This window comes from Methylotenera mobilis JLW8, from assembly GCF_000023705.1.
GTDB classification, from domain to species: domain Bacteria; phylum Pseudomonadota; class Gammaproteobacteria; order Burkholderiales; family Methylophilaceae; genus Methylotenera; species Methylotenera mobilis.
Map to the genome: position 1 here is coordinate 584852 of NC_012968.1, position 14602 is coordinate 599453.

A 14602-nucleotide genomic window follows, 5' to 3' on the forward strand; every position below is an offset into this window, starting at 1 on the left:
GCTAAGTACCAAATAAACGCAACCACTGCCAAAATAATGGCTACTTTCTTGTTTTTATCACTTCTGGAAGTTTCTTGATTTTTCATATCAATTTATCTGGCTGCTTTGTCCTATTTAATAATCGGTTGTTCAGTAAAACTATGATAAGGCGGAGGTGATGGCAGGGTCCATTCCAGTCCCTCTGCACCTTCCCATACTTGGTCGGTTGCTTTTTTGCCGCCTTTCACTGTGCTGATAATGTTATAAACGAACAGCAGTTGTGATAGGCCTAGTACAAATGCAGCGATAGATGAAACCATGTTGAATTCAGCAAACTGCAATGCATAGTCTGGGATACGGCGCGGCATACCGGCTAGACCCAAGAAGAATTGAGGGATGAAGGTCAGGTTAAACGAAATTGCGGTGAGCCAGAAATGCAGTTGGCCTAGCTTCTCGTTGTACATATGCCCGGTCATTTTTGGCAGCCAGTAATAAACGCCAGCCATAATGCCCATGATGCCGCCAGCAAACAGTGTGTAGTGGAAGTGTGCAACCACGAAGTAGCTGTTGTGATATTGAGCATCGGCTGCTACGTCAGCGAGTACTAGGCCGGTCAAGCCGCCAATACCAAATAGAATAATCCAGCCCACGGTAAATAGCATAGGCGTTTCAAAGCTCATGGAGCCGCGCCACATGGTTTTGATCCAACAGAAGAACAGCACCGCTAACGGTAATGAAATGGCCATGGTGCTATACATAAAATATAGCAGTGCTGGCACTGGCATACCTGCTGTGAAGAAGTGGTGCGCCCATACCACTACTGACATGGCACCGATAGCCCACAGTGAATATACCTGTGCTTTGTAGCCATACATTGGTTTGCGTGAGAAGGTTTGCAGGATTTGTGGAATAAAACCCCATACCGGTAACAGCAGGATATACACTTCAGGATGACCAAAGAACCAGAATAAGTGCTGGAACATGATAGGGTCGCCACCGCCGGCAGCATCAAAAAAGTGGGTACCAAAATGACGGTCTGTCAGTAGCATAGTTACCGCGCCAGCTAGTACCGGAATGGTTGCGATTAACAAGAATGCTGTAATCAACCAGCCCCATGCAAACATCGGCATTTTCATCAGTGTCATGCCTGGTGCGCGCATGTTAAACAGGGTAACGATAATGTTGATAGAGCCTAATACAGAAGAAATACCCAGTAAGTGCACTGCAAAAATGGCGAAGTCCACGCCTATGCCACCTTGAATCGAGAGTGGTGGATAGAATGTCCAGCCGGTGGCCAATGCACCATCACCAATGCCGAATAGTGCCAGGGTAAATGGCAGGGTGAGTAAAATGGCAGAGGGAGGAAGTAGCCAAAATCCCCAGTTGTTTAGGCGTGGCAGCGCCATATCTGGCGCGCCAATTTGCAGTGGCAACATCCAGTTGGCAAAGCCGGTGGCTGCTGGCATTAGCGCTGCAAAGATCATAATCAATGCATGCACGCCAATGAGTTGGTTAAAGAAATCAGGCTTCATTAGTTGCAAGCCTGGCTGGAATAACTCGGCACGTATGCCTAGTATCATAGAGCCACCCACCAAAAACATAATCAGTGAGAATGTCAGGTACATGGTACCGATATCTTTATGATTGGTGGTAGTTAGCCAGCGCATGATCCCCGTCGGGTGGTCAGTGTGCTCATCATGATGTGCGACTGTAGTAGTGCTCATAATTCTCTCCTGTACCTGTGTTTATTGGCGTGCGGCTTTAACTTGTGCGGGTTGCAGAACATCGCCCACACTGTTACCAAGCGCGTTGCGCTCATAAGTGATGACAGCAGCAATTTCAGTGTCATTTAATAGTGTTTTCCATGCGGGCATCACGCGGATACCATTCAATACCCGATCCAAATGGCTGTCAGGCAGGTATTTCCCATCGGCGCCAAAGATTGGTGAAGTTGCGATTTTGCTGCCAGTGAGTGCTGGGAAAGCTGGAGGTAACCCCGCTCCAGTGACTTGGTGGCACACCGCACAGTTTTTCTCGTAGACGACTTTGCCTTGTGCGACCAACTCGTCCTTGCTCCACTCTTTATCTGCACCAGCTGCTTGTGCTGTGATTTCTTTCTGTTTCTGCTCTACCCAAACTGCGTATTCCGCTTTAGGCAACGCATCCACTACAACCGGCATATAGCCATGACCTTTACCGCACAACTCCTTACATTGACCGCGATAGGTGCCAGCTTTATCCACTTGTACCCAAGTTTCACGAATAAAGCCAGGAACGGCCACGCGTGAAGAGCCAAATTGCGGTACCCACCAGTTATGCAGTACGTCGGTTGATGTCATGAGTATGCGCACCTTGGCGCCAACCGGAAGCACCAGCCGATTATCAACATCTAGCAGATAAGGGCTTTTTGGATCGTTAACCGGCGGCACTGTGCCATTGACTTGGTCTTGAGGCGTGGATAGCGTGCTGGTGAACTTAATACCTTTGGCATCGATTAGGCCATTTTGGTTGCCTTTTTCGGTGTTGCCTGCGTATTCATATTGCCAGCGCCATTGCGAGCCCGTGATTTTTATCATCATGTCCGACTCGTTTTTGGTGTCTTCCATCATCACCACGCTGTGGTAGGCAGGAATGCCCATGATGATAAAGTCAATCACGAGCAGAATGACAAAGGGGATTAGTGTCCAGAAAATTTCTGTTGCAGTGGACGGTGCTTTGTCTGTCACTGCTTGATGACCAACACTCTTGCGGTGTTTGATCAGTGAGTAAATCATGATGGCGAGTACTACCACAAAAATCACGGCAACAATCAGCATGAATTTATTGTGTACATGTAGCGTATCAAGCGCCATCGGGGTGACTGGTTCAGGAAAGTTCCAGCGAATCTCAGCAAACACCTGCGGTGCTGTGAGTAACAAAAGTAAACCGAAACCAATCTTTTTCATAGCCTGCTTCAACATACCTTCTCCCAAAACAAAAACCATTAAACAATTAAACGATTTTTAAATCTTGCTTCAGTTGCCTGGCGATGACTTCTCGCTCTTCTTTGTTGATGTAACGACTGCCAAATTCGACTTCCTTGCCATGTGAGCCAATGAAAATCGCTGTTGTACCGTCCAAGGTGTCGTGTAATGTCACCTTGACCCAGTAGCGCTGAAAAGTGAATTTCTCAAAACTTTTATAACTGTATTTCTCTATTACCACATCATCATTAACTATCTTAATGCTTTCAAAGTCACCGTAGTGCAGGTAAGCATTGATCAGCACGTAGGCGAGGGCTATGATTTCCAGCCCGGCAAATGGTAGCACCAGCCAAGCGCCCGCTAGGGTAAACCCTACGGTGATGGTTGTAGTGACGGTGAAAACACCAACAAACAACCAGACCAAACCCGTTGGGGATAGCGAGTTATTTGGCTTTGCAATCAATATGTTGCCATCTGAGCCAGAAACCGTCATGCATCATCCAAGCCGTACGTTTAAATTGATGATTTGCTAATACAATTTCACATGCGTCATTTTGACGCATGTCAGAAACTAGCATAAAAAAATTAATTACTCAAGAGAATTTGTTACATATTTGAAACAAATAGAAATATTTTTGAAAACATTTTTTCAGCATTTTCGCGCGTGAAAAAATGAGTAGTTTGAGGCTGGGTTTGCGTGCGTGGCAAATTATTAATTGGTGGTCAAAGCTGGAATTTTGGACGGTTTTATCGCAAAAAAATTTTAGTCATCATGTTCTAAAATGCGTTTGCCTTCGTCCTCAATATCTTCAAATTGCCCACGATAAATTGCCCACCATAACCCACCAAGCACAACGAGTGCCATGATGACTGAGAGTGGAATGAGTACAAATAATATGTCCATGACTAGCTCCTTAGTGAATCGCTAATTGTGTTGGTTTCATGATTGTTAGTTTCCAGTGCGTCAATTCCCTGCGTGTCAGTCTTTGATGATGCGAACTTAGTTAAGCGCAGCGCGTTTGCTACCACAATCAGCGAGCTTACCGCCATGCCCAAGCCTGCCAGCCACGCAGACAGTATGCCAAAAAAGGCAAGCGGGATGCTGATTAAATTATAGACAATCGCCCAAGCGATATTTTCTTTAATAATTTTCATGGTTTGTTTGGCATGGCGAATTAAGTTTGGAATCTGACTGATATCACCATTTAAAAACACATAATCTGCATGTGCCAATGTGAGTGGCACGCCCTTACCCATGGCAATGGAGACATGGGCGCTGGCTAAAATCGGGCCGTCATTCAGGCCGTCGCCAACCATCAGCACCTTTTTGCCTTCACGTTTGAGTGCTTGTAAGCGCAAAAGTTTGTCTTCTGGGCTACATGCCGCTTGGAATTGCGTAATGCCGATCTGTGTCGCAGTGTTTTCTACTGCATTTGAGCGGTCGCCAGACAGTAACTCGATGGCTAGCTTGGCCTCTTTTAGGGCGGCAATCGCGAGCGCTGCATTGTGCTTGATAGCTTCTTGCAAGGTGAAGGTTGCGAGCCAGCCTTGCTGGTTAGCTAAATACACTTGTTGTGTATTGGTATCGGCTATCGCAATGCCGCAGAACATGGCCGAGCCTAGCTTGAGCTCGTCACCGACGGCGCAGTGCTCAGCTGTTGATGCATCGGTAGCGCTGGAGTTGATTTTTGCGCTAATGCCGGCACCCGATGTTTCCTGAATGTCATCTAACTCCATGGCGGGAGCTTGTAGATTGCCTGCTTTATGGGCGTTAACCAGCGCACGTGAGATTGGATGCATAGAGTGCTGGGCAACCGCAGCGGCAAGTGTCAGGGCAGCAGCTTCGCTTAGCCCGACCTTGGCGGAAATGGCTTTAATTTGAATGTGGTCTTCGGTCAGGGTGCCGGTTTTATCAAAAATGATGGTGTCGATATCGGCAATGTTTTCAATCGCCTGGATGCGTTTAATCAAAATTCCGCGCTTCACAAAAGCACTAGCACTGGCAAGCATGGCTGCCGGTGTGGCTAGTGAGAGTGCACATGGGCAAGTGACAATCAGCACTGCGGCGGCGGTCATCAAGGCGCGTCCGTGGTCTATATGCCATAGTAAGGCGGCTGCGCCGGCCGCGCTTAGCATCACGAAAAGTAGGAAGGGGCGGGCAACGCGATCTGCCAGTTTGGATAGACGCGGCTTTTCCACGGCGGCATTGTTGATGAGGTTAACAATCTGGCCGTATTTGGTAGATTCGCCTATGGTATTGAGCGTGATGCACACAGGCTGGCGCAGGTTGTAGCTGCCGGCAATCACATCGTCGTGCAGGTTCTTTTGGATAGGCGTAGATTCGCCAGTAAGTAGTGATTCGTCAACGCTGGTATTGCCACTAATAATCGTGCCGTCAGCCGGAAAAGCCTCACCAATCTGTACGCGCACAACGTCGCCTACTTTGAGTTTGCTGTTCAGTACGCGGGCAAAAGTGCCATCGGGGTTCTGCCGCTCGGTATTTTCCGGGATGCGGCTGGCGAGGTTGTCCAGCGCCCCTAGCGTTTTGCGATGCAGTTTTACCTCAACTAAGCGTGCTGAAAGCAAAAAGAATACAAACATAGTGAGCGAGTCAAAATAGACGGTGTGCCCCCACCAGTTGCTGGGGTCAAAGGTGGCGGCCGAGCTCACAATAAAGGTGATGATAATGCCTAGCGCTACCGGCAGATCCATGCTGATTTGTTTTTGCTTGAGGTCGCGCAGGGCGTTGCTGAAGAATGCGCTGCTGGAGAATAGCAGTACCGGCAGGCTCAGCAACCAAGATGCCCAGTTCAGTAAGTGCAAGATATCGCTGGAAATTTCACCTGGCGTTGTAAAGTAGGTGGGGCTGGCGTACATCATGACTTGCATCATGCAGAAGCCAGACACCATCCAGCGCCAAAACGCTGCTCTTTGTTTTTGTAGTGAGGCTAGATCATCTTCATGCTGGGTAGCGGGGAAGGCGCTATAGCCTAAATTATGAATTGCGGTGAGTATTTTGGAAGGTAGTGTTGCGTCTGGCGCCCATACCACCACGGCGCGTCTTTTAGACATGCTCACACGCGCGCTAACGATGCCTGGCGTGGACTTCAAGCCTTCTTCAATAATGCCGGAGCAAGCTGCGCAGCGTAATCCATCCAGCAGTAGGTCAGATTGCACTAGTTGCTGTGTGGATTGTAGGTCTTGACTAGCAACCGGCTTGCTGAAGGCTTGCCATTGGTCTTCGGTATCTAAAATCGTCCAAGCTGCGTTGGATGGCGTGTCTTCGGTGCTGAAAGTATTGGTAAGCAAAAATCCACTCCATGCAATGGCATTGTCAAACAGACGGTGAGCTCCATTGCCTTTTAAATAACGAATTAATACTTTGTATTATATATTGAAAAGCTGACATTCAACCCCACGTAGAGAGCATAAAAGCATTTAAACCTTAGAGTGAAAATAGGAGAAATCTGTGCGCTTTGATAAATTAACCACTAAGTTCCAACAAGCGATTAGCGACGCACAAAGCTTGGCTTTGGGCGCTGATAATACCGCGATTGAATCACAACATTTGTTACAGGCATTGCTGCAGCAAGAAGACGGCGGTACTGCATCGCTATTGGCCCGTGCTGGAGTGCAGCTGAATCAACTGAAAACGGGCTTGACGGCAGCCATTGCCAATTTACCTAAATCAACAGATACCAGCGGCGAGGTGGCGATTTCTCGTGATTTAAATAATCTGCTGAATGTGACCGATAAGCTGTCACAAAAACGCGGCGACGCTTACATCGCTAGCGAAATGTTCTTGTTAGCTTTGGCTGATGATAAAGGTGAAACTGCGAAGTTGCTTAAACAAAATGGCCTGACTAAAACTGCACTAGAAGCTGCCGTGCAAGCAGTGCGTGGCAATGAAAATGTGGATAGCCAGGAAGCTGAAGGTCAACGTGAGTCGCTGAAGAAATATACGATAGATTTAACGGAGCGTGCGCGCCTTGGTAAGCTAGACCCTGTCATTGGTCGCGATGATGAGATACGCCGTGCGATACAAGTATTGCAGCGCCGAACCAAAAACAACCCGGTACTGATTGGTGAGCCGGGCGTTGGTAAAACTGCCATTGTGGAAGGCTTGGCGCAGCGTATTGTCAATGGTGAGGTGCCTGAGTCACTCAAAGGAAAAAAAGTATTGTCATTGGATATGGCAGCTTTACTGGCGGGTGCCAAATACCGCGGTGAGTTTGAAGAGCGCTTGAAGTCTGTATTGAAAGAGCTAGCGCAGGATGAAGGCCAAACCATCGTGTTTATTGATGAAATTCATACCATGGTTGGTGCAGGTAAAGCCGAAGGTGCGATGGACGCGGGCAATATGCTGAAGCCGGCTTTAGCGCGCGGTGAATTGCACTGCGTGGGCGCGACCACTTTAGACGAATACCGCAAATATATTGAAAAAGACGCAGCACTGGAGCGCCGTTTCCAAAAGGTATTGGTGGATGAGCCTAGCGTAGAGGCAACCATCGCTATTTTACGTGGCTTACAAGAGAAGTATGAGCTACATCATGGGGTGGAAATTACCGACCCTGCCATTGTGGCCGCAGCCGAGTTGAGCCATCGCTATATTACCGACCGTTTTTTACCCGATAAAGCCATTGATTTAATTGATGAAGCGGCAAGCCGCATCAAGATGGAAATTGACTCTAAACCAGAGGTGATGGATAAATTGGAGCGCCGTTTGATTCAACTCAAAATTGAGCGTGAAGCGGTGCGCCGTGAAAAAGATGAGGGCAGTAAAAAGCGCTTTGAATTGATTGAAGATGAAATCAGCAAGCTGGAAAAAGAGTATGCTGATTTAGAAGAAATCTGGAAATCAGAAAAAGCGCAGGTACAGGGCTCTGCACACATTAAAGAGGCGATTGAAAAAGTAAAATTTGAGATGGAAGAAGCCACGCGTAAGGGCGACTGGCAGAAAGTCTCTGAGTTGCAGTATGGCAAGTTGCCTCAACTGGAAACGCAATTGAAGCAGGCATCTACCGCTGAAGTGAGTGTAGATTTAAGCAAACACAAAATGCTGCGCACGGAAGTGGGCGCGGATGAGATTGCTGAGGTGGTCAGTCGCGCTACGGGTATACCTGTGAGCAAGATGATGACCGGTGAGCGTGAAAAATTGCTGACTATGGAGGCGAAGCTGCACGAGCGCGTGGTGGGGCAGGATGAAGCAGTGCGTCTGGTGTCGGATGCGATTCGTCGTTCCCGTTCTGGTTTAGGTGATCCGAATCGGCCTTATGGCAGCTTCTTGTTTTTAGGTCCTACCGGCGTGGGTAAAACTGAGCTATGCAAATCTCTTGCTAACTTCTTGTTTGATTCAGAAGAGCACCTGATTCGTATCGACATGAGCGAGTTCATGGAGAAACACTCGGTTGCTCGTATGATAGGTGCGCCTCCAGGTTATGTGGGTTATGAAGAAGGTGGCACCTTAACTGAGGCGGTGCGTCGCAAACCTTACAGCGTGATTTTGCTGGACGAGGTGGAGAAGGCGCATCCGGATGTATTTAATGTGCTGCTGCAAGTACTAGATGATGGCCGCCTGACCGATGGCCAAGGTCGTACTGTGGATTTTAAAAACACCGTCATCATCATGACCTCTAACCTTGGCAGTCAAATGATACAAAGTATGAGCGACCAAGACTACCAACTGGTGAAATTGGCGGTGATGGGCGAGGTTAAAACGCATTTCCGTCCGGAGTTTGTGAACCGGATTGACGAAGTTGTTGTGTTCCATGCCTTAGGCGAAGAGAACATTAAATCGATAGCGGCTATTCAGTTGCAATACTTGGCGAAACGCTTGGCTGCAATGGATATGCAACTCGAGTTGACGGACGCTGCGATTGCCGAAATTGCGAATGCCGGGTTTGACCCTGTGTATGGTGCGCGGCCATTGAAACGTGCAATTCAGAGTGAGATTGAGAACCCGTTGGCGCGTGAAATCTTGGCAGGGAATTTTATTGCCAAAGACACTGTCAAAATCGACGTGAGGGCTGGGAAGCTGGTATTTTCAAAAGCAACGGTTTAAGTGACTAGCTGGCTCACGGTAATGCTAAGCCTGCCAAAGGAGTGGACTTATTGATATCGTATTCAGTACAAAGCTATTAACTGCAAAGCCGTTAGCTAAAAAAATAGGTGTAGTCGCGTTCGCTACGCTGTTTTTGCTGGTCGGTATATCGCATGCTGAGCCTAGCCAGCAGGAGACCTTTAATCATGAGGCTTTTAGTCTTGAGCCTGAAGTGATTAAAGGATTGCTCCTGCAAGCTGCCAATGCAGAGCGTGATACTAAAGGCCCGGACAGGGGTTTGGATAATGATTGGCAAGCTGCGAGGTTGTACTGCCAAGCATCACGCCTAGGCAGTGCAGAGGCGCAGTTTAGGTTGGGTATGCTGTACGCGACGGGCAGAGGCGTGCCTGCTAACCGCGATTTAGCTGCCGCCATGTTTGCCACTGCATCCATGCAGGGGCATGCGGAGTCGCAACGCATGCTGGAGTCGCTAGCGCTTGGAGTGGTTGACTTGCCGCCTTGCGTTGTTGCAGAGGTTGACCCAGAGAAGGCCGTGGCTAGCACTGAGGGGATTGATCAATACGTTGCAGGATTGCCGGAGAATAAACGCTGGATACTGCATTTGGTGGATACGATTTCGACTTGGTATGGAGTCGATGCCAAACTCGTATTGTCTATTATCTCGGTAGAGTCCGGTTTTGTGCAGGCTGCGCAGTCTAATAAGCAGGCGCAGGGTCTGATGCAGTTGATACCGGATACTGCAGAGCGTTTTAATGTGAAAAATGCCTTTAATGCCAGCCAGAATATCAAGGGTGGCGTGGCTTACCTGCGCTGGCTGTTGGCTTACTTTAAAGGTGATGTTGCCTTGGCGGTAGCTGCCTATAACGCGGGTGAGGGAGCTGTGAATAAATATCGCGGCATCCCGCCTTTTCCGGAAACACGTCAGTATGTGAAAAAAGTACAGGCGCGTTACCCAATCAGGAATCATGTGTTTGATGGTGCGATAGTTGAGCCATCGCCTATTTTTAAACGGAAGGGTTGATTGTGATAGAAGTGAGTCAGCGTGCTTATTTGGCACTTGTTATTACATTGTTAGTGGCTAGCGGGTGCGCCACCACTGGCGATACGACTAATGCTCCCGCAATAGACCGGGTGTCAGCTGAAGAGCTGGAAAAAATCATGCCGCAAGCGCATCCAGTGTTGAGCTTGGATGAGATTGTTGTTTTGTCTAAACAAGGCGTAGCGCCTGAGCAGATTATTCAGAAAATTAAAGACAGCGACTCTGCCTATGATTTGACGCCTAGCCAAAGCGTAGAGTTAAGTAAGCGCGGGGTGGATGGCAAGGTGTTGGATTACATACATACCAGCCGTGAGTTGGCATTGAGGAACAAACTGGCAGAGGAAATTAATAAACGCGAACAAGCCAAGCGCGCAGAAGTTGATAAGCTGAAACAGCAAATGCTCAACAACCAGCGTTACTATGACCCGTTCTGCCGTTACCCACGTTTTGGTATGACGCCTTTTGCCTTTGGCGCTTATGGCTCGAGGTATAGACCAGGCTTCGGTATGGGTGCGGGCTATCTGTCGCCATGGGGTTGTTGGTAGATTTGTTGGCAGGTTTACGTTGAGTTTTTGCTGTAAGGTTGGCTATACTCTAGGTGTTAAATATCGTTGTTAAGTATGAGTATGGAGTCATCAATGCAACAAAAAACATCACAAATCAGCGTGCACACCAAAGGCCGCAAGCTTTACGACATTACGCCGCAGGTGACAGCGTGGGCTGAATCTAGCGGCTTAGGTACTGGTTTGCTCACACTCTACATACAGCATACTTCCGCTAGTTTATTGATCAATGAGAATTATGACCATGATGTGCTGGTGGACATGGAGGCGTTTTTCAATCGCCTAGTGCCAGATGGTGACCCGCTATTTATTCATACCGTGGAAGGGCCAGATGATATGCCGGCGCATGTACGTTCTGCGCTGACACAAACCCATTTATCCATTCCGTTGTTGGAAGGTAAGCTTGCCTTGGGGCAGTGGCAGGGTATTTTCTTGTATGAGCACCGCCACATAGCCAGTCATCGCCGCGTTATTTTGCATCTGATCGGTAATTAGCCGGTTGGCAATGCAGTCTTCACTGTGTGCATTAAGGTTGCAGAGAATCTTGAATACGTTAGAATGACCACTGGTTTCAGGAAACAACTTAACTGATCGAAGATGCTGCTTGTATGTAAATTTATATGCATATGAAACAATGAGTTAAGTTGTTTTAATTTATTATCAACACAAGGGGATTATATGTCTATGTTATTGCGCTCACTATTGGCTGTGGGTATGACAAGTTTATTATTGGTAGGCTGCGGTGAAAAAGAAGAGGCTGCACCAGTAGAAGCACCGGCACCGGTTGCTGCGCCAGCACCTGCACCAGCTGCGCCAGTGGTAGGCGGTTATGAGCCATCTACAGATGAGCGTATTCCTGGTATTACTTTAGATCCAGCACAAATTGCGGCAGAAACAGAAGCTGCGGCAGCTGCTGCAGCGGGTGAAGTAGCAAAATTCGCAGATTCAGAACCACAGTAATCACTGGTGAGCTAGCCTAGGCTTATCCGCGATTATTCAGCGGTAGGCCCCAATAAAAAAGCACGCAATTTTGCGTGCTTTTTTATTGGGTTAATTTTTTATTAGGATAACTTTGGTATTAGCTTAAGAAGTCGCTTTTAGGGGCCTAGTTTAGGCTGCTCCATGTCATCGGATCAAACGGCCGGCTTTGGTTTCTGAGTTCGTAATACAGCCCGTTCGATTCATTCCCGCCGGTGTTGCCTACCGAGGCAATGGTATCCCCGCCTTTTACCACTTCGCCCGCCTGTTTAAGCACTGATTGGTTGTTACCATACAGGCTCATGTAGCCATCACCATGATCAAGAATAATCAGGTTGCCAAAGCCGCGTAACCAGTCGGCAAAGACCACACGGCCAGCAGCCACGGCTTTAACCTCGGCACCTTCGTTGGCTTTAATGAACAAGCCTTTCCATGAGATGCCACTATCTTGTCGTGCTGAGCCAAAACGGTTGCTTACCGCACCACGCACCGGCAGGCGTAGCTTGCCTTTTAGTGCCGAGAAATTAGCCCCGGCAAAGTTATCGCTAGGTAAGTTTTCATTGTTCACCGCAATATTGGTGCTAGGCGTATTTTTAATCGCAGGCGATGCTGGCTTGTTGGCGCTAGGTTTGTTGTTTACCGCTACCGGTTTGTTTTTCGGAATGATTCTGGCTAGTCGGCTCACCAGTTGTGATAGGCGTTTTTCATCACGACTTAGTTTTTTAATCTGCCCGCGCTGTTCAGCAATCTGTTGTGATAGTGAATTTACAACTTTAGATTTTTCTTTCTTTTGTGCCTCTAGAATACGTTTTTCACTCAACTGTTTTTGTTTCAGATCAGTGATTTCTTGCAGTTTAGATGCCGTTAACTCATTAAGTCTTTTAATCTTATTTAAGTTGTTTTGCATCTTGTTGATTAAGTCTGCGCGTGCTTTTGCTACGTATGAATAGTAATGCAGGTCGCGCGCAACTTCACTTGGACGTTCGCTCTGCAATATCATTTGCACATAGCTTTGCTGCCCGTGTATATATTGCTGGTAAAGCTGTCCGCTCAGCAGTTTTTGCTCTTGGCTCAGTGCCCGGTTGGTGGTTTTTGATTCAGCATCCAGTTTGGCTAACTCTTTTTTGTTGTCAACCTGCTGTTTGCTGATTTCATACAGTTTTTTATCCGCGCCACTAATTGCAACTTCGCTCTCCTTGAGTGCGTCCGCGGCGTCTTTGTGCTCTTCCTGTGCCTGATCCAGCTCTTTTTTAAGCGCTTCCAGTTGCTGTTGCAATTCGCTTAGCGCCTGCTTAGGCTGTTCGGATTTTTTTTCGGCGTAGCACCATGATGCGTTAAGCAGCATCGAGAGTATCAATGTCAATATTGATGTGGCGTGGATATTACGTGGGCGCATCATGGTGTTGGGCGTGGGCTTAAGCGTTAAACTGAACTAAGTTTTTACCTGTCATCTCAGCTGGCTGGCTTAGGCCCATCAAGCTTAAGATGGTGGGGGCTAGGTCTGAGAGCGCGCCGTTGGGGTTTAATTGCCCATCTCTGCCGACGTAAATTAGCGGCACCAAGTTGGTAGTGTGCTGTGTATGTGGCTGGTGGTTGCCTGCATCATACATTTGCTCCGCATTGCCATGGTCTGCCGTAATTAGCACTTCGCCGCCTATGCTTTGCATGGCATTGACCACGCGGCCTATGCAGGTGTCTAGTGCTTCTACTGCGGCAATCGCGGCCTTAAGGTTGCCGGAGTGACCTACCATGTCGCAATTGGCATAGTTGCAGATAATCGCATCGTATTGACGATTCAGTATCACTTCTTCTAGTTTTTCCGTCACTTCAAAAGCGCTCATTTCCGGCTGTAAGTCGTAAGTTTCAACCTTAGGTGAGGGCACCAAAATTCTATCCTCACCGGCAAATACAGTTTCTTCACCGCCGTTAAAGAAAAAGGTCACGTGCGGATATTTTTCGGTTTCAGCAATTCTCAGTTGCGTTAGCCCTTGTGCTGATAAGTATTCACCGAGCGTGTTTCTGACTTCCTGTGGCGGGAAAATAACGGTCGCCTTGGTTTCTTTTTTGTCATACATAGTAAGCGTGAAGAAGCCTGCTAGCTTAGGTGTGCGAATGCGGTGGAACCCATCAAACTCGTCAGACAGTAATGCGTGTGTGAGTTGGCGCGCACGATCAGAGCGGAAGTTCATAAATACGGCTAAATCACCGTCTTCCATGCGTATGGGGGCTTCATGCGGTTGATGAATGGCTGTGGTTTTCACAAACTCATCGTTTTCGCCGCGTGCGTAAGCATCTTGCAAGCCTGCGGCTGCGGTTTCTGCTGTAAATTCGCCAACGCCTTCGGTAAATAATTTATAGGCAGCTTCAACACGAGGCCAGCGTTTATCACGGTCCATACCGTAGAAACGTCCGCTGATAGAGGCAATCTTGCCTACGCCTATGGTTTTACATTGCTGCTCTAATGCCTCAATGTAAGGTGCGGCGCTGATCGGTGGCGTGTCACGGCCGTCCAGAAATGCGTGGATGTACACTTTGCTTACGCCGTGCACTGCGGCCATTTTAACCATGGCATGAATATGGTCCTGATGGCTGTGTACGCCGCCGTCTGACAGTAATCCAAAAATATGCAGGGCCTTGTTCGTGTTTTTAATATTGATTAAAGCTTGCGTCAGCTCTGCATGTTTGAAAAATTCACCAGTGGCAATACTGTTATTAATACGCTCAAAGTCTTGAAAAACGACACGTCCGGCACCAATATTAAGGTGACCTACTTCTGAGTTGCCCATTTGGCCATCAGGTAAACCTACATAGTGCTCTGATGCGTTAATCAGGGTGTGCGGAAAGTTTTTCCACAGAGCATCAATATTTGGCTTGTTGGCTTGAGCAATGGCGTTATCGGTAATTTCTTCACGGTAGCCGAAGCCGTCCAAGATCAGTAAGCATACAGGAGTGACATTTTTGTTAGGGGACATATTGCGTCTCAATCTTTTGCATAAATAGTGATATCAATATGCGCATT

12 protein-coding genes are annotated in these 14602 nt (G+C 47.9%); 5 read left to right on the forward strand and 7 right to left on the reverse strand.

Features of this window, described 5'->3' with window-relative positions; translation table 11 throughout:
* Positions 1-110: 110 nt before the first annotated feature.
* The 5 genes from ctaD to MMOL_RS02825 form a co-directional block, all read right to left on the reverse strand.
* Positions 111-1703 (reverse strand): cytochrome c oxidase subunit I, encoded by a 1593-nt coding sequence (ctaD, locus tag MMOL_RS02805; protein ID WP_015831500.1) that lies wholly within the window; start codon positions 1701-1703, stop codon positions 111-113.
* 21 nt (positions 1704-1724) lie between these two features.
* Complete coding sequence (gene coxB, locus MMOL_RS02810; RefSeq protein WP_015831501.1) at positions 1725-2939, reverse strand: cytochrome c oxidase subunit II; 1215 nt, start codon at positions 2937-2939, stop codon at positions 1725-1727.
* 31 nt (positions 2940-2970) lie between these two features.
* Positions 2971-3435 (reverse strand): DUF2244 domain-containing protein, encoded by a 465-nt coding sequence (locus MMOL_RS02815; RefSeq protein WP_015831502.1) that lies wholly within the window; start codon positions 3433-3435, stop codon positions 2971-2973.
* Between the two features lie 270 nt (positions 3436-3705).
* The gene (ccoS, locus tag MMOL_RS02820; RefSeq protein ID WP_015831503.1) at positions 3706-3846 is read right to left on the reverse strand and encodes a cbb3-type cytochrome oxidase assembly protein CcoS; all 141 of its coding nucleotides are present in this window, start codon (positions 3844-3846) and stop codon (positions 3706-3708) included.
* Between the two features lie 2 nt (positions 3847-3848).
* A complete protein-coding gene (locus MMOL_RS02825) occupies positions 3849-6251 on the reverse strand; it encodes a heavy metal translocating P-type ATPase (protein ID WP_015831504.1) in 2403 nt (800 codons plus the stop codon).
* 160 nt (positions 6252-6411) lie between these two features.
* On the opposite strand from MMOL_RS02825, the gene clpB reads away from it, so the two are divergent.
* The 5 genes from clpB to MMOL_RS02850 all read left to right on the forward strand — a co-directional run bounded on the left by clpB (position 6412) and on the right by MMOL_RS02850 (position 11565).
* A complete protein-coding gene (gene clpB / locus MMOL_RS02830) occupies positions 6412-9003 on the forward strand; it encodes an ATP-dependent chaperone ClpB (protein ID WP_015831505.1) in 2592 nt (863 codons plus the stop codon).
* 133 nt (positions 9004-9136) lie between these two features.
* Positions 9137-10024, forward strand: coding sequence for a lytic transglycosylase domain-containing protein (locus MMOL_RS02835; RefSeq protein ID WP_015831506.1), 888 nt, complete (start codon positions 9137-9139; stop codon positions 10022-10024).
* A gap of 2 nt (positions 10025-10026) precedes the next feature.
* The gene (locus tag MMOL_RS02840) at positions 10027-10587 is read left to right on the forward strand and encodes a hypothetical protein (protein WP_015831507.1); all 561 of its coding nucleotides are present in this window, start codon (positions 10027-10029) and stop codon (positions 10585-10587) included.
* A gap of 93 nt (positions 10588-10680) precedes the next feature.
* Positions 10681-11100: a secondary thiamine-phosphate synthase enzyme YjbQ gene (locus MMOL_RS02845; RefSeq protein ID WP_015831508.1), complete on the forward strand. Its 420-nt coding sequence runs from the start codon at positions 10681-10683 to the stop codon at positions 11098-11100.
* A 183-nt stretch (positions 11101-11283) separates the two neighbouring features.
* Entirely contained in the window at positions 11284-11565 is a 282-nt protein-coding gene (locus MMOL_RS02850; protein WP_015831509.1) for a hypothetical protein, read from the forward strand.
* A 145-nt stretch (positions 11566-11710) separates the two neighbouring features.
* On the opposite strand, the gene MMOL_RS02855 is transcribed toward MMOL_RS02850, so the two are convergent.
* Positions 11711-12982, reverse strand: coding sequence for a murein hydrolase activator EnvC family protein (locus MMOL_RS02855; RefSeq protein ID WP_238524390.1), 1272 nt, complete (start codon positions 12980-12982; stop codon positions 11711-11713).
* 16 nt (positions 12983-12998) lie between these two features.
* The gene (gene gpmI, locus MMOL_RS02860; protein ID WP_015831511.1) at positions 12999-14555 is read right to left on the reverse strand and encodes a 2,3-bisphosphoglycerate-independent phosphoglycerate mutase; all 1557 of its coding nucleotides are present in this window, start codon (positions 14553-14555) and stop codon (positions 12999-13001) included.
* Positions 14556-14602: the final 47 nt, after the last annotated feature.